Here is a 20,095-nt window from a genome sequence, read left to right as displayed (position 1 = left end):
CCATGACTCCGGAACTAGCTTATTTTCTAAAGATAAATGTAGCGATAGCTCTGTTCTATGCATTCTATCGGTTGTTTTTCCATAAAGACACCTTCTTCCATTGGCGTAGGATGGCTTTGCTATGTTTCTTTGCCATCTCCATGCTTTATCCCCTATTGAATATTCAGGGATGGATAAAAGCTCACGAACCGATGGTGGCAATGGCAGATCTTTATGCAACCATCCTGCTTCCGGAGCAAGTTGTGACTCCTACACAAGCGACTGTCATAAATTGGCAAGAGGTTATCACGCAGTTCGCTAAAATTATTTATTGGAGCGGAATGTTATTACTTACCGCACGTTTCTTCGTACAACTGGGTAGCATCATCCGATTGCATTTCCAATGCTCAAAAAGCAATATACAAGGAGTACGCGTACATCTATTAAAAAAAGAAACAGGTCCTTTTTCTTTCTTCCACTGGATATTCATACACCCGCAATCACATACGGAATCTGAAATCAGTGAAATCATTACGCATGAAGAGACCCATGCCCGACAATACCACTCGGTGGATGTGCTTTTCAGCGAAATAATGTGTATATTCTGCTGGTTCAACCCATTTATCTGGTTAATGAAACGGGAGGTCAGAGGAAACCTCGAATACATGGCAGACCATCGTGTATTAGAAACGGGACATGATAGTAAATCATACCAGTACCACTTATTGGGACTGGCACATCACAAGGCTGCAGCAAATTTATCAAATAGTTTCAATGTTTTACCACTCAAAAATCGTATTAAAATGATGAATAAACGAAGAACGAAAGAAATAGGAAGAACCAAATATCTGATGTTTCTTCCCTTAGCTGGCATCTTGATGATTGTCAGTAACATCGAAATGGTAGCACGTACTACTGAAAAATTTGCAAAAGAAATGATGGGACAAGTAACGGAAGAAGTTGCCATGCAAGCTGAAACCACAAATATTCCCGAACTTTCTACAAGAGAAATTCAAGAAATCAGCCTTCCGCAAGGTACAAAAGGAAAGGAAGTAACGGAAACACAAATCAAGAGTGTACCGGATTCAGTTGTCTTTCAGGTTGTAGAAGAAATGCCGGATTTTCCGGGAGGGATGAAGGCATTGATGGATTACTTGTCTAAAAATGTCAAATATCCGGCTGAAGCACATGCAATCGGTGCACAAGGACGTGTAATTGTAAGCTTTACTGTTAAAAAGGACGGAAGTATAGCTGACACAAAAGTAGAACGAAGTGTCAATCCGTATCTCGACAAAGAAGCCATGCGTGTCATTGCTGCCATGCCTAAATGGCAACCTGGCAAACAAAGAGGGGAAGCAGTAAATGTAAGATTTACAGTTCCCGTTGCTTTCAGACTATCCGATCCAGAACTACCCAAGGCGGAAGAGATCAAACAGTCTGATCTGGACGAAGTAGTTGTAGTGGGATACGGTCCACAGGAAGATTCAACTCCCGGTGCAGTAGGTGTGAAAGGAGAAAACGCAGATCAGGCTTTCACTGTAGTAGAAACAATGCCCAAATTCCCGGAGGGACAAGCCGGGTTGATGCGTTATCTTGCTAGAAGTATCAAATATCCTGTCATTGCTCAAAAAAACAAAGAACAAGGCAGGGTAATCATACAAATGATTATCGGAACAGACGGTAGTTTGTCAAACGTAAAAGTATTACGCAGCGTATCTCCGTCACTGGATGCAGAAGCCATCCGTGTAGTGGGAAACATGCCTAAATGGGAACCGGGAATGCAAAAAGGACAGGCTGTCCCTGTTAAGTATACCCTCCCTATCACGTTCCGGTTACAATAAATAACTTCCCCGATACCGCTCCCTTTCCTCATCGGTGAGGAACGGGGCGTTCATCGGTGGGGAACTCTCTCCTCCCGGTGCCGGACGTATCTTTCCCCGGTGCTGAAAAAAGTCATTTCTTTTTCAGCTTTTCGCAAGGATAGTTATAAAAAGATCCTTATATTTGTTCGTGTAATAAAACATTATTCACATGAAAAGATTCGCATGGATTATCGGTTTAATATTCTGCACAATCTGCACCATACAAGCCAAAGACAGAGTTATCGAGCGGCCTCCTTTTCTAGCATGGAGCTCCAATAGTATTGAGATTGATAAAATTGTCATGAGTGATACCGTGACAACAGTGTATATAAAGGCTTTTTATCGTCCGAAATACTGGATTAAAATAGCAACGGGCAGTTTTCTGAAAGATAATAACGGAATGCTTTATCCTATCCGAAAGGGAGTTGGAATCACATTGGATAAGGAATTCTGGATGCCGGAATCGGGAGAAGCGGAGTTTCAACTCTTATTTCCCCCAATACCTGAAAATGTAACCAGTCTGGATTTCTCGGAAGGGGACTTCGACGGGGCCTATAAGATATGGGGAATACAATTAGACAAAGATACATTCTATAAACAAAAACTTCCCAAAGAAGCAGTCGTACACAAAATAAACAAGAAAGCGATATTGCCTACTCCAAAGTTGGTTTATGGGACTGCTACACTCAAAGGGAAAATGCTGGACTATCAGAAAGAGATGATGCAACAAATGAAGATGCATATAGAAAGCCCTGCATTGAATGTCCACAACGAACAGAATATCATAAAGATCAAAGAAGACGGCACTTTTCAGGCGGAGGTCAAAATAACGTCCGTTACAAGTGTATCATTAGAACTTCCTTTTGGCTGGATCGAGTGTCTGATAGCTCCCAACGAAGAGACATCGCTCATCATCAATACAAAGGAACTATGCCGTAGACAGGCGCATCTGCAAAAAAAGGATAAAACGTATGGAGAACCTGTATACTTTAATGGTTATCTGGCTAGTCTGCAACAAGAATTAGCTTCCGTAGATATAGATATTGTATTGAAAAGAGTTTATTACATGGATATGTATAACGACATTGCCGGGAAAAGCGCAGATGAATACAAGGCTTATGTATTGGAGCGTCTTCCATCCATTCGAAAAGAAATTGCACAATCCCCATACAGCAATGCGTGTAAAGAGCTATTAAATATTCAGGTAGATCTGGCAGCGACTGGTAAAATCGCCATGACGGAGAGAGAACTAAAATCAGCATATATCGCTGTTAATAAACTGAATAAAGAACAGACTGACGACTATTTCTACAATACCCGCATTGATATTCCTACAGAATACTATGACACATTGAAAGAGTTCACTTCTATCAACACTCTGAAAGCGCTATACGGTAAATATTACGCATCAACAATATACTTGATAAGTTTTCTGCCAAATTCTTTAGATGTACTTAAAGAGACACTGGGAACGGGACAGGGACCCTTATTCGATAACATTAAATTTAATAAGCTGTATCAATCCATAAAGGATTTTACCCCGTTAACAGCAGAGCAGAATGCCGAACTAAAAACTTTTTCTTCCCCGGCATACGCAGAGATGCTTACTCAAACGAACAAAGAAATAATAAAGAAAATTGAATTAAACAAAAGAAAGACAGGCTTCACTGTAAACGAGACGGGACAAGTCTCCAATGAGGATTTATTCCCATCCATTATCTCTAAATTCCGCGGACACACGTTGTTAGTCGATTTTTGGGCAACTTGGTGTGGCCCTTGTCGCACAGCCAATAAAGCCATTACTCCAATGAAAGAGGAATTAAAAGACAAGGATATTATCTACCTCTACATCACAGGCGAAACTTCACCCAAAGGCACTTGGGAAAATATGATTACCGACATTCATGGTGAGCATTTCCGTGTGACAAATGAACAATGGAGTTTTCTGATGTCCAGCTTCAATATCCGGGGAGTTCCCACTTATTTTGTTGTTGATCCGGAGGGTAATATTACTTTCAAGCAAACTGGATTTCCCGGAGTAGACACCATGAAAAAAGAGCTTATGAAAGCTTTGAATAAGTAATTCGAACGTTAAAAAGATAGTGACGGTATATGCTTAGGATAGTGACGGTATATGATAATGATACCGTCACTATTTCTATCGGATAGCGTCACTATCTTGTAGAGGAAAATCCGCCAACAACAATTGCTATATAAGTATGTCATCATAATTAGTTTATATAATATATTTAGGCACGGATTACGCGGATTATAATATAAGATTATTTTGCAAGAATACGTAATCCTAAAAATCAATAAATAAACGAGCCTCCATAGTCTTTGAAAAGACTACAGAGGCTCGTTTTATATCCTATGGATAACTTACTGCAAAGCTATCCAACTCCAGATTCCACTTATTTATGCATTTCCACGATTTGAGTCGGCGCCATCTCTACATTCCGTCGATCTACTTGGCGAACGACACTGGCAGCCAGGGATAAGAAAGCACGTCCGGTTACGGAATCTTCATCCAACGCAACAGGTGTACCATTATCTCCCCCTTCGCAAATGCTTTGTACGATAGGTATCTGTCCCAACAAAGGAACATTCATCTCTTCAGCCAGTTTCTTTGCGCCTTCTTTTCCGAAGATATAGTATTTATTTTCGGGAAGTTCGGCAGGAGTAAACCAAGCCATATTTTCAACCAAACCAAGGATAGGTACATTTACCTTATCATTGGTAAACATATTGATTCCCTTACGGGCATCTGCCAAAGCCACTGCCTGCGGAGTGCTGACAACAATCGCCCCTGTCATGGCCAGCGTTTGAACAACTGTCAAATGAATATCACTGGTTCCGGGAGGAAGGTCTATCAGAAAATAATCCAACTCTCCCCAAGCTGCATCAGCAATCAACTGTTTCAACGCATTACTAGCCATTCCACCACGCCACAAAGTTGCCTGATCCGGATCGACAAAGAAGCCGATAGATAATAATTTCACTCCATATTTTTCTACCGGAATAATCATGTCACGACCGTCGATACGTTCAGCATAAGGGCGTGCATCTTCCACCTGAAACATCTTCGGCATAGAAGGACCAAAAATATCAGCATCAAGCAAACCTACTTTATAACCTAATTTAGCCAAAGCAACAGCCAGATTCGCAGACACCGTAGACTTGCCTACTCCACCTTTACCGGAAGATATGCCGACTATATTCTTCACTTGCGGAAGGAGCTTGCCAACTTCCGGACGGGCAGCTTGTTTACTTTCCGCTGTGATCGTTACCTGCACATCAGGAGAGACATACGTATGGATAGCTGTTTCCGCAGCCTTCAACATTGATTTCATAAACGGATCAGTCGGTTTCTCAAAGATCAATGAGAAGCTGACAGTCATGCCATCAATACGGAGATTATCGGCAACCATCTCCGCTTCCACCAGATTCTTTCCCGTACCGGGATAACGCACCGTTGCCAATGCATCTAATATCAATTTAGGATAGAGAGTCATTTTATTTACTATTTGACGATTTACTATTTACAATTTAAAATCACCATTCGATTAAGTGTCAGTTCACTTTAAGGGCGATTGTTACTGCACAAAACTATTTACTTGTACTTAATCCGCTACGTTTGCTACGATTGTAGCTACGATAAGGATCGAGCTCTATTTCTACATCCGGTTCTTGCAATTGACCTTCCTGCGGAAGCCGGAATTTGATATACTTAATAGCTAAACCACGATCGAGCCATTGTTGTTCATAATAAGTCTTGATACCGAGAATATCATCTACCAAATCGGAATGATATAAATCTTCGGTCATAAACTCAACGGGAAGACGGTTTGCTTCAATCATGTATTTTGTATAGGTAAACATGAAGTTGCTGTCCGTTTTCAGGTGGATAATACCATTCGGCTGCAAGAATTTACGGTACCGTTCCATAAAATAGGTAGAAGTCAATCGCTTGGTTGCTTTCTTCATTTGCGGGTCAGAGAAGGTAAGCCATATTTCACTTACTTCGCCTTCGGCAAAAAAACGTTCAATGATTTCAATATTGGTACGCAGAAAAGCGACATTCTTCATTCCGGCCTGTAATGATTCCGTTGCTCCCGTCCACATACGGGCACCTTTTATATCAACTGCTATAAAGTTCTTTTCGGGAAACATTTTACCCAAGCCGACGGTGTACTCACCACGTCCGCAGCCTAGTTCGAGCACAATCGGATGATCGTTTTTAAAAAACTCCTCATGCCATTTCCCCTTCATGTCAAAAGGCACGTTATCTACTGCCGAATAAGGATATTCGAACACGTGTGGATAACTCGCCATATCGGCAAACTTTTCTAATTTATTCTTTCCCATATCAATCCTGATTAGGTCGCAAAGGTACTGATTTTGACGCAACCGACAAAAAGAAATGGAGCACAGATTTCTCTATGCTCCATTCTTCTATAATATTGAATGATTCGTGTTATTAAATCTCAACATTCACCTCAACGTTTACTTCTACATTTCCACCTTGTTGTGCTTTCAAATCTTCATAGAAAGCAGCATGAGAAGCCTGCATATAAGGTTGCAAGAAGAAAAATCCGATACCGAAAGTAAAGAGGCAAAGGATAGCCCAACCGATGAAACTCAAATCAAGCATGAACAACTTCATCTTATTGCCATCCATCATAACCATGCTCTTTTCGATAGCTGCATTGTTTTTCATTTCGGGTTCTTCCTTCAGAATATACGGTGTCATCGCATACGAATAGTGTTTAATGATGCCCGGAATAATTAGTAGCAACGACCACAAGAAAGTATAAATAAACACTAAAACTACGGTTCCCATGATTCGGCTGTAGTCTTTGAATCCTTCAAACAAGATTCCCAAGTCAATGTCTTTTGCTCCTTTTATCACGCTAAACATGAGAATCGTGAATCCGTATGCCACCGGCAATCCTACAAGCAATGTTCCTACCAAAGGTAAATAACTTGTTGCACTGACAATAGCCGAATAAATCAAGGCAGCTACAGCCGCCATCACCCAATTTCCTTGAAGTGCCTCACGCGCCTGAGCACGCAGTTCTGAGTTTAGTTTTAACATAGTGAATAATATTAATTGATAAATGTGTTATTTCATAATATATCGTTATTCTACAATCGTCACCCAGCCATGTGTATCCGGCTCGTCGCCATACTGAATTCCACGCAGCTTATTGTACAATTTTGTACAGATAGGTCCCGGCTTACCGTCTTTAGAGATAACGTATGATTTTCCGTTTTCCAAATCATCGATACGCTGAATCGGGCTGATTACTGCGGCAGTACCACAAGCACCTGCTTCTTCAAATGTTTCCAGTTCTTCTTCCGGTATCGGACGGCGTTCCACCTTGATACCCATGTCTTCTGCCAACTGCATCAAACTTTTATTGGTAATAGAAGGCAGAATAGAAGTTGATTTCGGAGTGATATAAGTATTATCTTTAATACCGAAGAAATTGGCAGCACCACATTCATCAATATATTTCTTTTCTTTCGCATCAAGATAGAACTCGCAGGAATACCCCAGATCGTGTGCTTTCTTGTTAGCACGAAGACTGGCTGCATAGTTGCCACCTACTTTATAAATACCTGTTCCATGAGGAGCGGCACGATCGAACTCACGAATGATAACGTACGGATTGGTAGAGAAACCACCTTTGAAATATGGACCTACCGGAGTTACGAACACAACAAACATATACTCTTCAGCAGGATGTACACCTACTTGGGCACTTGTTCCGATCAACAGCGGACGAATGTAAAGAGAAGCACCGGTTTCATAAGGAGGGATAAAACGTTCATTCAGTTTTACGACTTTCAAAATTGCTTCTTTAAACCGTTCTGTCGGAAGTTCTGCCATCAGAATTCCCTGGCAAGTAGATTGCAGACGGGCTGCGTTTTCTTCCAAACGGAAAATACGTACTTTACCATCCTTTCCACGGAATGCTTTCAACCCTTCAAAGGCTTCCTGACCATAGTGTAAACAGGTTGCCGCCATGTGCAAATTAAGGTGTTCATCACTACTAACCTCTAATTCCCCCCATGCACCATTACGGAAGTTAATTCTCACATTGTAATCTGTCTTCATGTATCCGAATGACAGATTCGCCCAGTCTATTTCTTTCATATTGTTATGTATTAGTTTATTTTCTATTGCATTGAAACGCAAAAATAACTTTTATTCTTCAGATAGCCTCTTTTCTTGCAATAATTTTTCGACTTCCCGGTCGGCTTTTGTCAGTTTATCCTTGCAAAAAGCAATAATCTCATTGGCTTCTTTTATTTTCTCACTCAAAATGTCGATATCCAGTTCGTTATTATCTATCTGGCGAACGATCTTTTCGAGACGTTCCATTGCTTGGGAATATGTTTCTTTTTTTGCTGCCACGATGATTGATATTTAATGGTTAATGATGAATGTTCTTACAAATAAACAGTCGACGGATAGTTACTTTTCCACCACAGATTGCACTTCTCCTTTCAGCAACCGGGTTGTCAAGCGATCTCCCGGTTTCAGCGAAGATGCATCCGTCACCGCTTTCCCGTCTTTGATTGTAATACTGTATCCCCGGCTCAAGAGTTTATCCGGAGAGGCGTCTGCTATCCGCTGTTGCAAAAGTTCCAACCGGTGAGACTGACGGGCCAACAATGCTTTCGCCACTTGTGACAAATCCTTCTTTGCTGCCAGCAAAGAAAAACGAGCATCCGCAAGTTTGCGGTGAACAAGATTGGGAATACGGATTTGGAGCGCCTCCAACCTTCGTTGTTCCTGCTCAAGAAGCATATAAGCTCCCTGTTGAAGACGTACAGATAATTCTTCCAGATGCTCTGCTACTTCCGTTACCTGATGAATCAGAAGCTCGGCAGCAGCCGTAGGAGTCTTTACCCGGGTATGAGCCACAGAGTCAAGCACTGTATCATCGCGTTCATGACCAATACCGGTAATGATAGGTAATGGAAATTGCGCACATGCAGCTGCTAGTAGATAAGTATCAAAACCGGATAAATCAGAAGTAGCCCCACCGCCACGAATAATGACCACTACGTCAAATTCATTGATGCGGGCATTGATACGGTCTAAAGCCGCCAATACAGACTCTTCAACTTGATTGCCTTGCATTAAAGCCGGAAAAAGTTCTGTATAAAAATAGAATCCGCCCGGATTGTGCTGTAACTGATGGCAGAAATCTCCATATCCGGCTGCGGTAGCCGAAGAAATGACAGCAACACGTTGGGGAAGAACTGGCATTTCAAGTTCTTTATTCAACGTCAAGACTCCCTCCTCTTCCAACTGCAATAATATTTCCCGACGACGGCGAGCCATATCTCCCAACGTGTAAGCTGGATCAATATCAAGCACCGTCAGACTGTAACCGTATAACTCATGAAACTGAACAGTTACTTTCACCAGCACTTTAATACCGGAGGTAAATAGTTGTCCGGTGCTTTCCTCAAAATAGGGTTTCAGCAAGCGGTAGATATTATTCCAAATCATCCCCCGTGCTTTGGCTACGAGATTATTACTACGAGGATCTTTCTGCACAAATTCCAGATAACAATGCCCCGTCGTATTGGAACGGACATCGCTCAACTCTGCCTGTATCCAATATTCATCGGGCAGGCATTGCTCCAGACTACGGCGGACAAGTGAATTCAGTTCTAAAAGGGAAAGAGAATCCATAAAAAAGAACAGTTAACGTTGAGTTGATTGATATGCTTTCCACAAATCGGGAATACCATATCCATATATATTATCCGGGAAATCAGCTCTGTCACCAGACTGACGCACCAAATCAATAATCTGCTTTGCCGTCAGCTTCGGACAAGCCTGCCACAAACAAGCTACCATACCGCACATAATCGGAGAAGCAAAAGAGGTTCCATTGGCGCGACGAAGATTTCCATCCGTTCCCATCACATCCGAATTTAAACCGACAGCCACTACGTCCGGCTTCACACGTCCGTCAGCCGTATTTCCTACAGAAGAAAACGGCGCCAGTTCTCCTCTTTTTGTTACAGCTCCTACAGTTATGATATTCTCCGCATCTCCCGGAGGAGTAATCTTCTTCCACGAACCTGCACCCGAATTTCCGGCACTGCACACAACTACCATTCCTTTATCGGCAGCTTTCGCTGCTTCCCGGGACATCAATGCATAATGACCATTCAAGTCACGGTATCTATAATTCTTCGCAGGATCGTCAAATGAGTAGTAACCAAGCGATGTATTCACTAAATCCACTCCTACACTATCGGCAAACTCGATAGCTGCCGCCCAATAATCCTGCTCTACCAAATTTTCCGAATATTCGTCTTCACTACGCAGCAACCAATAAGAAGCTTCAGGAGCAGTGCCAATCATCACATGCGGCTGGTTCATAGCCATACAGGACAATACAGACATTCCATGACTGCTTTCTGCATAAATATCTGCCTCCGGATTCACAAAGTCACGCACACCGAGGATACGGATATTTTTCATGGCATCAATCTTATCCACATTATGGAAGCCGGCATCAATCACGGCAATAGTCATTCCCTGTCCCTTAAAGCCGGCATCATGCAGGAGATCGACGCGGCTCATAGCCGCTTGCGTGATTGCAGGACCGTAAAGGCTATCGGTGCGCAACGGTTTATTTATCAATGAGTCTCTTTGAAATGCTCTTTGCGTGATACCTTTCCACACCCTTTCTGTAGAACGTACAAAAGGCAGTTGAGCTATTTCGCTGATTAAAGTACTGTCATTACAAGAAACAGTAACGAAATTATCCCATTTCCCGGTCACAAGTACATGAACACCAGTTTTTCGTATGGCATCTACATACGTCCTGCAAACCGGTAAATCGGTAGAATCAATGGGCAATCCCTGTTTTTTTCTCCGCTCAATAGATTTCTTAGACAAATACTTTTCCGGTTTCTGCAAAGAATAGTCCGTAGCCGCTTTGTCTTTCAGACTAATCCGGTATTTTAAGGTATCTCCCGGAGTAAATTGGGCAGATACCCCCAGATACATATTTAGAGCGAGAATCAATACTATAAACTTCTTCATAAGTTATCTTTCTATTTTAATCAATCATAATTCTTCATTTTCTATAATCACCAGCCCGATTCCTCTTTGGGAAGCGATAAAAGCTCCTCCCAGCACCCGTCTTCCATCATAAAACACAGCAGATTGTCCGGGAGCAATGGCTGAAGCCGTTTCGAGGAAACGGACCAACAAACGTCCGTCTTCCAGTCTTTTCACCCGACAGGGAATCGGACGACTGCGATAACGAATCCGCACTGTCAGATCCTCACACCCGAACAGTTCCCGTTCATCCACAATCTTATCCTGCTCCGCCAACATGTATTCAGTTTCCAATTGGTCGGCATCTCCAAGCATCACTGTATTTTTCTGCGGATTAATTTTCAACACATAAGCAGGCTTTCCTAAAGCGATCTCCAGTCCTTTTCGTTGGCCAATCGTATAATAAGGTGCTCCTTTATGTTTCCCCAGTTTTACTCCTTCAGAGTTGACAAACCATCCCGGTCCGATTTCACTATCCAGTTCGGGACACTGCTCACGAAGAAAATCACGATAATCTCCTTTAATAAAGCAGACTTCCATACTTTCTCCTTCTTTCGACTTTGCCTCATACCCTTTCTCCGCAAGATACTCACGGACCTTTACCTTCGTATAATCTCCCAACGGGAAAATGCAACGTTTCAGCACATCCTGCCCCAATCTCCAGAGAAAATACGACTGGTCTTTCTTATCATCGTCTCCGGCTACTATATAAATGTTTCCGTTTTTCTCTTCCAATCGCGAATAATGTCCGGTAGCTACCCATGCACAATTCAACTTATCCGCCCACTCCGTCAGAACACGGAACTTAAACAACGGATTGCACATCACACACGGATTCGGTGTACGCCCCTGCTTATATTCGTCTATGAAGTTTTTTACGATGGTCTCTTTAAAAGGAATACGCTCATCTGCCACATAATGTTCAATCCCCATCCGTTCTGCTAACTCCCTGGCGTCCTGCGGTTCATCTCCCCACACACGCATGGTAACTCCTACAATCTCATATCCTTGTTCTTGCAGCATCAAGCAGGTAGCGGTGCTGTCTATGCCACCACTCATACCTACCAATACTCTCTTGTTTCGTTCTTCCATTCGAATTTTGAAAATTTACATGGTTACAAATGTACGAGATTTCAAAGAGAAAAGTTGCTTTTCTGAAAGAAAATCCTTATATTTGAAATATACCAAAAGCGAGAACAATTATGGCTAACCCTAGATTACCGGGCATTTCCGAAAACGAAGAAGCCTTATTGTATGCCAAATTGAATGAGTACAACCGAGGCAGAGCCTCTTTTAAAGAGGCAGGAGTCTACTTGGTGGTGTTGCCCCGACCGGGGAAACCAAACTATTCCCTTTGGCTGTACTCTCCCCTGCCCGAAAAGCAATCTATTCTTTATATACATGACCTGTCACCGGACATTAACGAATCCCTCCGAATGGCCAGTACAATGTTTTACTATTCAAGGCGTTGCCTTATTCTCATGGATTACAATGAGAAAAGAATGCAGAGTAACGGTGACGACCTTATCTTTTTCGGAAAATACCGGGGACATTTTCTTCATGAAATTTTGAAGATAGATCCTGCCTATTTAAGTTGGGTAGCTTACAAGTTCACCCCAAAAATACCTAAACAGGAACGCTTCGTCCAAATAGCACAGGCTTATCATTCCATACATTTGGATATCATGATCAGAAAGTCGAGAGAGAAACGTTCATCAAGCCGCTATTTGGGAGAATTAGGGGAAAAACTGACTGACTTAAAATTAAAAGTCACACGCGTACGACTGGAAGACGATCCATACAAAACAAGAGTGAACGGCACTACCCCACAGTTTTTTGTCAAGCAGATACTGACTTTAACCGATGCCAGTGGAAACCTGGTTATTATAAGTATTCCATCAAAAAATCCCAGTGCGGTTTCATGCACTCTATCAGGGATAGAACATGAATACCGACTGGGAGATATTATCTACATTGCATCGGCGAAAGTATCACGCCAATACGAAAGCTATGGTTCAAAGTACACGCGCCTTAGCCATGTGAAGTTCGCAAGCCTCAACGTTTAGTCCAATCGTCCTTGACAAAACTTGCCGGATAGGAAATTTTATCCACCACTCCGTCTTTCTGACGAATCCAGGACGTAAATGTACGAGCACCCTCATCTAATACAATAATACGGGCCCCGTTAGGCAAATGATTATATTCCGTATTTCCACCGGTGAAGCGTCCATAAGCCAGAAGAATACCTTTCCACATCACTGCATAATCATTATCATGATCGTGTCCTACAAACATACCCATCACATCACCCGCTTCTTTCATTGCCGCAAACATTCCCGTATTCAATTTAGGTGCACAAGCTTCCTCCATACGAGTTCCGCGAAGAATCGCGTTTTCGGTACGGGCAGCTTCATTGTATTCAGGAAGAGGAATATGGAAAAAGGCAAGAGCCGGCAAAGGCTGTCCACCATTTTGCGCTTTATAAGCTGCACTCTGCTGGCGATACCAATTTATCTGATCGAATGTAAGCCATGCATATCCCTTCACATCTTTCAAAGGAGAATAGGAATGAGAATCCATGCAATAAAGCAAAGCTGCATCCTTCTTTACATTAGAAGACGATTTCACGGTTAATACATAGTCCGGCGATAAGACTGTTCCCCGGTCTGGCAATAAATTGCCGGGAACTTTACGGATAATATCATATAACTGTTCCCGTGTCATTCCCTGTTCATTGTCATGATTACCAAAAGTGACCACGAAAGGCAATTTGCGTTTAACTACCGGTTCCAATACCTGCAACATTCCGGAATCTGCCGGAGCAGAATAAACAACATCGCCGGTAAAAATCACCAAATCCGGGCGTTCATCATCAAGCACCTGATTTATGCGTTCCAAAGCGATATCAGAAGCCCGGTTGCCGTATTTAAAATGCACATCGGTAAATTGCACAATTTTGAATTTACCATCTTTACTAAATTTCAGTTCACCCTTTTGAGCCATACAAAAAGTCGTTACCAACAAAAAAGCAAGTGTTAAGTAAATTTTTAAGAGCCGAATCATATTTATTTGTTTTAGGGGTTAAGAAATCTTCTCTATCAATACGGTAGCATAGGCTGATATACCTTCTTCACGACCCGTAAAACCGAGTTTCTCGGTAGTAGTCGCCTTAATGGAAATATCATCCGCATCAATTCCCATGACAGTTGCCATCGTCTCTTGCATCAAAGGAATATGTGCCTTTAACTTCGGGCGTTCGGCACAAATGGTTGCATCGATATTCCCCACTTTATATCCTTTGGTAGCAATCAATTCCACTGTTTTCTTCAGCAGAATTTTGCTATCTATGTTTTTAAATTCTCCAGCCGTATCGGGAAAGTGATAGCCGATATCACGCATATTCGCCGCCCCTAACAAAGCATCGCAAACCGCATGCAACAATACATCAGCATCCGAATGTCCCAACAATCCTTTTGTATGTTCCAAAAGAATACCACCCAGCCACAATTCACGCCCTTCGACCAGCTGATGTACGTCGAAGCCAAAGCCTACTCTTATCTTCATATTTTGTATAACAAATGAGTACTAATGAATAAAAAAGATCAACGGATATAGAAATCCAGCAGTTTTTCCTCTTCCAGATAACCTTGCAAACGCTGTCCGATACTAACAGGACCTACACCGACAGGAGTCCCCGTAAAGAGTAGATCACCGATTTTCAACGTTACAAACTGACTGACATAAGCGATAATATCATCTATCTTGAAAAGCATATCTGCTGTACAGCCACGCTGTACTTCTTTACCGTCGATCAACAGATTGAAGTTCAGATTTTGAATATCTTTATAATGCTCTACCGGAACAAAAGTCCCAATAGCAGCCGATGAATCAAAACCTTTACAAAGCTCCCAGGGGTTCCCCTGCTCACGGAACTTTCGTTGAAGGTCACGGGCTGTAAAGTCGATACCGACTGTCACAGCATCATAATAGCGGTTAGCGAAACGGGAAGCGATATTTTTCCCCAATCGGTTGATACGGACTACCAATTCCGTTTCATAATGTATCTCGTTGGAAAAGTCGGGGATGAAAAACGGTTTGCCATCTTTCAGAATAGCAGAATCAGGCTTCATAAAAATCACCGGCTCCGTATTTACTTGTGTATGTCCCAGTTCTTTGTTATGCTGGGCGTAGTTCATGCCTACTGCAATAATCTTCATTATTTCTCGTTAAAATTCAATCGGTTAAACATAACAGCCAAATGAGCATATAAAGACGTATTCTGCACCACAATATTCTCGGGTACACGGATTCGGAAAGGAGTAAAGTTCCATACGGCTTTTATACCTCCGTCTACCATCTTATCTGTAATTTCCTGAGCAATATTAATAGGCACGGTCAACACACCGATATTTACATCGTATTCTTTCATCTTTGCCTCAAAATCATCAGAGTGAAAAATAGGAATACCATTCAGGTCTTTTCCCACCAATTCCGGATTCACATCAAAAGCTGCCACAATCTCCAGCCCGAAATGATGCAAACCTGAATCCCGAAGCAAAGCAGCCCCCAGGCTACCTACACCAAACAAGAAGGCTTTGTGCATATTGGTAAATCCAAGAAAACTCTCCAACACTTCAATCAGCGCATCAATGTTATACCCTACTCTCGTGCGCCCGGAGATATTGACGTAGGATAAATCCTTGGCGATTTGAGAAGCATCAATATTTATTTCCTTAGAGATTTGTGTAGAAGAGACGTACTGTTCTCCTTTTTCTTTCATTAGTTTTATGTTGGACAGATACCAGGGAAGTCTGCGCAAGGTAGGCTCCGGCACTTTATCCGCCTCTTTTCGTATAGATGTGCTCATACTTCTTACTAAATTTGGTATTTTGCAAAAGTACAATCTTTTTTGAGACTGACAACCCTATAACAGAAAACCTTAATAGAGATTAAACAAAACAATGAAAAGAGGTTCAAATTTTGCTCTTTTCCATAAGTTTAATACTTTTGAAAAGGATTAAAAATGACGAGTATGAAAAATAATGATTGGAAAGATAGATTAAACGTAGTGTATTCCACGAATCCGGACTTCGGCTATGAAATGGATAACGATGAAGAGCAAGTTACTCTCGACAAAAACAAACAAAGCCTGCGAGTTTCCATTGACAAAAAGAACCGGGGCGGTAAAGTGGTCACATTAATTACCGGATTTATAGGTACAGAAAACGACTTGAAAGAGCTGGGTAAGCTACTGAAAAGCAAATGCGGAGTAGGCGGATCGGCTAAAGACGGAGAGATTATGGTACAAGGAGATTTCAAAACCAAAATCATAGAGCTGCTCATTAAAGAAGGATACTCTAAAACAAAAGGTATAGGAGGTTAAACTAAATAGCATTTTGTAACTAGAAATTTTAAAGATATGAGAAAAGTAACATTATTCTGTGCAGCAGCGTTATTCTCACTGTTGTCATTTGCACAAGACAACAATGCTGATATCGTCAAGGTAGGCGATAGTATGCCTGCTTTCACCCTTCATTCAACAGTGAACGGTACTGTAAACTCCGAGGACTTGAAAGGGAAAGTTGTATTAATCAATATTTTCGCTACTTGGTGTGGTCCTTGCCAAAGCGAACTGGCTGAAGTTCAAAAAACACTCTGGCCTAAATATAAGGACAACAAAGATTTCTGCATGTTAGTAATCGGGCGCGAACATACCGACGATCAATTAACGGAATACAACAAGCGTAAAGGGTTTACATTTCCTCTCTACCCGGACCCGAAACGGGAAGTCACAGGTAAGTTTGCCAGTCAATACATTCCCAGAAGTTACTTAATCAACAAAGACGGGAAAGTGATATCCGCCACTGTCGGTTATAAAAAAGAGGAAATGGACAAGCTGATGAAGGAAATAGACAAAGCATTGAAATAATCCTCCCCAAGAATGTGCCTCATGTTATACATGGCAGTTTCTTGAGGAAAGGAATGATAAGATCAAATCAAAAGAAAAGGCAACTAACTCGTTATGAATTAGTTGCCTTTCTTGTATCTTCAAATAGAGAGTCTTAATGAATACCTCTATTAAGTTAACGTGTTCCGTTTTTAAGGACACATCATAGAATTTGAATCTGATTGATTATTCAGCTTTCAAAGTGAAACGCTTGAAATCAACAATCTTCAGTTCAGGGTCAGCAGCAGCCAACACTTCTCTTACAGTTTTCTTACCGTCCATGATATCTTCCTGGTTCAATAAGCAAACTTCTTTCAAGAACTTGCCCAGACGACCTTTCGCGATGTTCTGAATCATTTGTTCAGGCAGGTGTGCAGCCTTCTCTGCAGAAACAGTAGCAATGATTTCTTTTGCTTTAGCTACATCTTCAGCTGTAATCCATCCTTTAGCCATGTTGCTATCCATGTGTTCTTCGCTGTCCACATGAGCCGGGTTGATGTTAGCTTTCTTCAGAGCAGCTTCTACAGCTTTCTGTACCTGTTCTGCTTTTGTCTTCTCAATAGCAACTTCAATTTCTTTCTGTTTTACTTCTTCAGAAACGCCATCTTCATCAATAGCAATCGGGTTCATGGCAGCAATCTGCATAGCTATTTGCTTAGCCAACTGCTCGTTCACTTCCTTGTTGAAAGCAACAATCGTGCAAAGACCATTTCTGTTCATGTGATTATAAACAGCAGTGCATACACCTTCTACAGTCATGTAACCATCCAGTTCCATCTTCTCACCTGTGATACCGCTACGGTCAGTCACTGCATCCTGTACAGTACCGTTACCCATCGGCAATGCTTTTACTTCGTCCAAAGTAGCGCATTTATTAGCCACAGCAAGATCAAGAATATCCTGAGTCAGTTTCACGAAATCAGCATTCTGAGCCACAAAGTCAGTTTCACACTTCAAAGCAACGATAACAGCACGGTCACCGGTAGTTTTAGCCAAAACGCAACCTTCAGAAGCTTCACGTTCCGAACGCTTAGCAGCAACAGCTTGTCCTTTCTTACGGATAATTTCCATTGCCTTGTCGAAATCGCCTTCAGCTTCAGTCAACGCGTTTTTGCAATCCATCATACCAGCTCCGGTCATTTTGCGCAGCTTGGTAATATCAGCCATACTTACAGCCATAATAATTTCCTTTATTTAAATGAATAATAATTTTCGAAACAAAAAATGTGCCAATCTGCCAATCAAGATACAAGCGTATAAATATACTCTTGCACATTAGCAAATTGGCACATTTTATATATTAAGCCTCTTCGTCTTCCTTGATGAAAGCAGCAGCTTTAGCTGCGTTGATAGCTTCTTCGTCAGACTTGTCGAGTCTAGCTTTCACTGATTTCTTCTTGCCTTTGTTAGCAGGAGCTTCACCAGCAGCTTCCATATCGATCTTTTCAGCTTTTCTTTCTTCCAAACCTTCGATCATTGCAGCGCAGCAAGCATCCAAGATAACTTCTACTGATTTAGTAGCGTCATCATTAGCAGGAATTACGAAATCTACGTTTGAAGGATCAGAGTTAGTATCAACGATACCAAATACAGGGATACCCAGACGGTTAGCTTCGCGAACTGCGATGTTTTCTTTCATTACGTCGATAACGAACAATGCAGACGGCAGACGAGTCAGGTCAGCGATAGATCCCAAAGTCTTGTCCAATTTTGCACGTTGACGAGAAATCTGAAGAACTTCTCTCTTAGAAAGGTTAGAGTAAGTACCATCGTTAGTCAATTTATCGATAGTAGCCATTTTCTTCACAGCCTTACGGATAGTCGGGAAGTTAGTCAACATACCACCCGGCCAGCGTTCGATTACATAAGGCATATTAACAGATTGAGCTTTCTCAGCTACAACTTGTTTAGCTTGTTTTTTAGTAGCAACAAAAAGAACTTTCTTGCCAGATTTGGCAATCTGTTTCAAAGCTTCAGCAGCTTCGTCTACTTTTGCAACTGTTTTGTGGAGGTCAATGATATGAATACCATTGCGTTCCATGAAAATATAAGGAGCCATTGCAGGGTTCCACTTTCTCTTAAGGTGTCCGAAGTGGCAACCAGCCTCCAATAATGTATCAAAATTTGTTCTTGACATCTTGTTTTTTCTTTAAATCGTTTACTTTCTTTTTTGTTTTTTCTAAACCAACCGCTGGGTAGTCTATGAGCAGAGTCCCAGTAGTTTAGATACTAAACATATTCCTCTATCAGGCAGCACATTAACGCTTGCTGAACTGGAATCTTCTACGAGCTTTCGGCTGTCCCGGTTTCTTACGTTCAACAGAACGAGGGTCACGAGTCATGAAGCCTTCTGCACGAAGAGCGGCTTTATCTTCAGCGTTCATCTTAACCAGTGCACGAGCGATTGCCAAACGCAATGCCTGAGACTGACCAGTGAAACCACCACCACACAAGTTCACCTTGATGTCATACTTCTCAGCAGCACCCAGCTTGTTCAATGGTTGTTTTACAACATACTGAAGAATAGTTGATGGAAAGTACTCTGCAAGGTCTCTCTTGTTAATAGTAATCTTTCCTGTACCTTCGCTTACGAATATGCGTGCAATAGCACGTTTACGTCTGCCTAATGCATTTACTACTTCCATTATATCTTATTTATATGAATTAATATCAATCTTTTTCGGGTTCTGAGCAGCCTGTTTGTGTTCGCTACCAGCGTAAACATACAAGTTATTCAGCAATTTAGCTCCCAGGATATTCTTAGGAAGCATGCCCTTCACTACTTTTTTCAGTAATCTCTCTTCACCGTTCGGTTTTGTGATCAAACGGGCAGGAGTCATTTCTCTCTGACCACCAGGATAACCTGTATATGACAAATAAACTCTGTCATTCCATTTGTTACCAGTCAGTTTTACTTTGTCTGCATTGATGATGATAACGTTATCACCGCAGTCTACGTGAGGAGTAAAGTTTGGTTTGTACTTTCCTCTCAGCAATTTTGCAACTTTTGCTCCCAGACGGCCTAATGTTTGGTCTGTAGCGTCAACGATAACCCATTCTTTGGTTACAGTCGCTTTGTTTGCAGAAATGGTCTTGTAACTTAAAGTATCCACTCTAATTTTGTTTTTTAAATGTTACTACTAAAAATTTTCTTCACCACTCATTAGTCTTCCCCGGACAAAGGAATACTAACTTGCTATGAAT

At 41.7% G+C, this 20,095-nt stretch carries 21 protein-coding genes; 5 read left to right on the top strand and 16 right to left on the bottom strand.

The genetic code is table 11. The features are described from left to right. Positions 1–2 precede the first annotated feature (2 nt). Together KFO40_RS04575 and KFO40_RS04570 are read left to right on the top strand one after the other, a co-directional pair. The gene (locus KFO40_RS04575) at positions 3–1,820 is read left to right on the top strand and encodes a M56 family metallopeptidase (protein WP_008020471.1); all 1,818 of its coding nucleotides are present in this window, start codon (positions 3–5) and stop codon (positions 1,818–1,820) included. Positions 1,821–2,010: 190 nt separating this feature from the next. Then, positions 2,011–3,924 (top strand): TlpA family protein disulfide reductase, encoded by a 1,914-nt coding sequence (locus KFO40_RS04570; protein WP_118407949.1) that lies wholly within the window; start codon positions 2,011–2,013, stop codon positions 3,922–3,924. 331 nt (positions 3,925–4,255) lie between these two features. Here KFO40_RS04570 and KFO40_RS04565 read toward each other — a convergent pair whose 3' ends face one another. The 8 genes from KFO40_RS04565 to mnmA all read right to left on the bottom strand — a co-directional run bounded on the left by KFO40_RS04565 (position 4,256) and on the right by mnmA (position 12,036). Further along, entirely contained in the window at positions 4,256–5,356 is a 1,101-nt protein-coding gene (locus KFO40_RS04565; RefSeq protein ID WP_004309381.1) for an Mrp/NBP35 family ATP-binding protein, read from the bottom strand. A gap of 94 nt (positions 5,357–5,450) precedes the next feature. Next, positions 5,451–6,209 (bottom strand): tRNA (guanosine(46)-N7)-methyltransferase TrmB, encoded by a 759-nt coding sequence (trmB, locus tag KFO40_RS04560; RefSeq protein ID WP_004314730.1) that lies wholly within the window; start codon positions 6,207–6,209, stop codon positions 5,451–5,453. Positions 6,210–6,321: 112 nt separating this feature from the next. Further along, entirely contained in the window at positions 6,322–6,939 is a 618-nt protein-coding gene (locus tag KFO40_RS04555; protein WP_004309383.1) for a DUF975 family protein, read from the bottom strand. A gap of 45 nt (positions 6,940–6,984) precedes the next feature. After that, complete coding sequence (locus KFO40_RS04550; RefSeq protein WP_255344217.1) at positions 6,985–8,016, bottom strand: branched-chain amino acid aminotransferase; 1,032 nt, start codon at positions 8,014–8,016, stop codon at positions 6,985–6,987. Between the two features lie 39 nt (positions 8,017–8,055). Continuing rightward, on the bottom strand, positions 8,056–8,265 hold the full coding sequence (gene xseB, locus KFO40_RS04545) for an exodeoxyribonuclease VII small subunit (RefSeq protein ID WP_004314727.1): 210 nt from the start codon (positions 8,263–8,265) through the stop codon (positions 8,056–8,058). A gap of 60 nt (positions 8,266–8,325) precedes the next feature. Then, the gene (gene xseA, locus KFO40_RS04540) at positions 8,326–9,558 is read right to left on the bottom strand and encodes an exodeoxyribonuclease VII large subunit (RefSeq protein WP_004309386.1); all 1,233 of its coding nucleotides are present in this window, start codon (positions 9,556–9,558) and stop codon (positions 8,326–8,328) included. Positions 9,559–9,570: 12 nt separating this feature from the next. Next, positions 9,571–10,926 carry a S8 family peptidase gene (locus tag KFO40_RS04535; protein WP_141408851.1) on the bottom strand — a complete coding sequence of 452 codons (1,356 nt, stop codon included), beginning with the start codon at positions 10,924–10,926 and terminating at the stop codon, positions 9,571–9,573. A gap of 24 nt (positions 10,927–10,950) precedes the next feature. Next, positions 10,951–12,036, bottom strand: coding sequence for a tRNA 2-thiouridine(34) synthase MnmA (gene mnmA / locus KFO40_RS04530; protein ID WP_195651286.1), 1,086 nt, complete (start codon positions 12,034–12,036; stop codon positions 10,951–10,953). Positions 12,037–12,146: 110 nt separating this feature from the next. Between mnmA and KFO40_RS04525 the strand changes: the two genes are divergently transcribed. Then, entirely contained in the window at positions 12,147–13,010 is an 864-nt protein-coding gene (locus tag KFO40_RS04525; RefSeq protein WP_004314722.1) for a hypothetical protein, read from the top strand. Here KFO40_RS04525 and KFO40_RS04520 read toward each other — a convergent pair. The 4 genes from KFO40_RS04520 to KFO40_RS04505 are packed head-to-tail and all read right to left on the bottom strand — an operon-like array spanning position 13,000 to position 15,811. Beyond that, a complete protein-coding gene (locus KFO40_RS04520) occupies positions 13,000–14,007 on the bottom strand; it encodes a metallophosphoesterase family protein (RefSeq protein WP_149952128.1) in 1,008 nt (335 codons plus the stop codon). The two genes, KFO40_RS04525 and KFO40_RS04520, sit on opposite strands and share 11 nt — an antisense overlap. An 18-nt stretch (positions 14,008–14,025) precedes the next feature. Further along, positions 14,026–14,508, bottom strand: coding sequence for a 2-C-methyl-D-erythritol 2,4-cyclodiphosphate synthase (ispF, locus tag KFO40_RS04515; RefSeq protein WP_004308656.1), 483 nt, complete (start codon positions 14,506–14,508; stop codon positions 14,026–14,028). A gap of 38 nt (positions 14,509–14,546) precedes the next feature. Then, positions 14,547–15,161, bottom strand: coding sequence for a fumarylacetoacetate hydrolase family protein (locus KFO40_RS04510; RefSeq protein ID WP_008020452.1), 615 nt, complete (start codon positions 15,159–15,161; stop codon positions 14,547–14,549). Then, entirely contained in the window at positions 15,161–15,811 is a 651-nt protein-coding gene (locus tag KFO40_RS04505) for a redox-sensing transcriptional repressor Rex (protein ID WP_004297208.1), read from the bottom strand. The genes KFO40_RS04510 and KFO40_RS04505 overlap by 1 nt, the downstream gene beginning before the upstream one ends. 165 nt (positions 15,812–15,976) lie before the next feature. Between KFO40_RS04505 and KFO40_RS04500 the strand changes: the two genes are divergently transcribed. Next, positions 15,977–16,327: a translation initiation factor gene (locus KFO40_RS04500; RefSeq protein WP_004314718.1), complete on the top strand. Its 351-nt coding sequence runs from the start codon at positions 15,977–15,979 to the stop codon at positions 16,325–16,327. Positions 16,328–16,363: 36 nt separating this feature from the next. Beyond that, positions 16,364–16,873: a TlpA family protein disulfide reductase gene (locus tag KFO40_RS04495; RefSeq protein WP_009038982.1), complete on the top strand. Its 510-nt coding sequence runs from the start codon at positions 16,364–16,366 to the stop codon at positions 16,871–16,873. A gap of 204 nt (positions 16,874–17,077) precedes the next feature. On the opposite strand, the gene tsf is transcribed toward KFO40_RS04495, so the two are convergent. From tsf to rplM, 4 genes are all read right to left on the bottom strand, one after another. Next, complete coding sequence (tsf, locus tag KFO40_RS04490; protein WP_004297205.1) at positions 17,078–18,070, bottom strand: translation elongation factor Ts; 993 nt, start codon at positions 18,068–18,070, stop codon at positions 17,078–17,080. 121 nt (positions 18,071–18,191) lie between these two features. Beyond that, positions 18,192–19,028: a 30S ribosomal protein S2 gene (gene rpsB, locus KFO40_RS04485; RefSeq protein WP_004297204.1), complete on the bottom strand. Its 837-nt coding sequence runs from the start codon at positions 19,026–19,028 to the stop codon at positions 18,192–18,194. Between the two features lie 121 nt (positions 19,029–19,149). Further along, positions 19,150–19,536, bottom strand: a complete 387-nt coding sequence (rpsI, locus tag KFO40_RS04480; RefSeq protein ID WP_004297203.1) for a 30S ribosomal protein S9 — start codon at positions 19,534–19,536, stop codon at positions 19,150–19,152. Between the two features lie 6 nt (positions 19,537–19,542). Continuing rightward, positions 19,543–20,004: a 50S ribosomal protein L13 gene (gene rplM / locus KFO40_RS04475; protein ID WP_087322380.1), complete on the bottom strand. Its 462-nt coding sequence runs from the start codon at positions 20,002–20,004 to the stop codon at positions 19,543–19,545. Positions 20,005–20,095: the final 91 nt, after the last annotated feature.

The sequence above is a fragment of the Bacteroides sp. 1001302B_160321_D4 genome (assembly GCF_015667765.1).
Taxonomy (GTDB): Bacteria; Bacteroidota; Bacteroidia; order Bacteroidales; family Bacteroidaceae; genus Bacteroides; species Bacteroides xylanisolvens.
This window is presented reverse-complemented; position numbering and strand designations above follow the sequence as displayed.

Excerpts from the sequence above, each read along its gene's own strand:
- KFO40_RS04575 (WP_008020471.1), top strand. The coding sequence starts at position 3 with ATGACTCCGGAACTAGCTTATTTTCTAAAGATAAATGTAGCGATAGCT.
- KFO40_RS04570 (WP_118407949.1), top strand. The coding sequence starts at position 2,011 with ATGAAAAGATTCGCATGGATTATCGGTTTAATATTCTGCACAATCTGC.
- KFO40_RS04565 (WP_004309381.1), bottom strand. The coding sequence starts at position 5,356 with ATGACTCTCTATCCTAAATTGATATTAGATGCATTGGCAACGGTGCGT.
- trmB (WP_004314730.1), bottom strand. The coding sequence starts at position 6,209 with ATGGGAAAGAATAAATTAGAAAAGTTTGCCGATATGGCGAGTTATCCA.
- KFO40_RS04555 (WP_004309383.1), bottom strand. The coding sequence starts at position 6,939 with ATGTTAAAACTAAACTCAGAACTGCGTGCTCAGGCGCGTGAGGCACTT.
- xseA (WP_004309386.1), bottom strand. The coding sequence starts at position 9,558 with ATGGATTCTCTTTCCCTTTTAGAACTGAATTCACTTGTCCGCCGTAGT.
- KFO40_RS04535 (WP_141408851.1), bottom strand. The coding sequence starts at position 10,926 with ATGAAGAAGTTTATAGTATTGATTCTCGCTCTAAATATGTATCTGGGG.
- mnmA (WP_195651286.1), bottom strand. The coding sequence starts at position 12,036 with ATGGAAGAACGAAACAAGAGAGTATTGGTAGGTATGAGTGGTGGCATA.
- KFO40_RS04525 (WP_004314722.1), top strand. The coding sequence starts at position 12,147 with ATGGCTAACCCTAGATTACCGGGCATTTCCGAAAACGAAGAAGCCTTA.
- KFO40_RS04520 (WP_149952128.1), bottom strand. The coding sequence starts at position 14,007 with ATGATTCGGCTCTTAAAAATTTACTTAACACTTGCTTTTTTGTTGGTA.
- ispF (WP_004308656.1), bottom strand. The coding sequence starts at position 14,508 with ATGAAGATAAGAGTAGGCTTTGGCTTCGACGTACATCAGCTGGTCGAA.
- KFO40_RS04510 (WP_008020452.1), bottom strand. The coding sequence starts at position 15,161 with ATGAAGATTATTGCAGTAGGCATGAACTACGCCCAGCATAACAAAGAA.
- KFO40_RS04505 (WP_004297208.1), bottom strand. The coding sequence starts at position 15,811 with ATGAGCACATCTATACGAAAAGAGGCGGATAAAGTGCCGGAGCCTACC.
- KFO40_RS04500 (WP_004314718.1), top strand. The coding sequence starts at position 15,977 with ATGAAAAATAATGATTGGAAAGATAGATTAAACGTAGTGTATTCCACG.
- KFO40_RS04495 (WP_009038982.1), top strand. The coding sequence starts at position 16,364 with ATGAGAAAAGTAACATTATTCTGTGCAGCAGCGTTATTCTCACTGTTG.
- tsf (WP_004297205.1), bottom strand. The coding sequence starts at position 18,070 with ATGGCTGTAAGTATGGCTGATATTACCAAGCTGCGCAAAATGACCGGA.
- rpsB (WP_004297204.1), bottom strand. The coding sequence starts at position 19,028 with ATGTCAAGAACAAATTTTGATACATTATTGGAGGCTGGTTGCCACTTC.
- rpsI (WP_004297203.1), bottom strand. The coding sequence starts at position 19,536 with ATGGAAGTAGTAAATGCATTAGGCAGACGTAAACGTGCTATTGCACGC.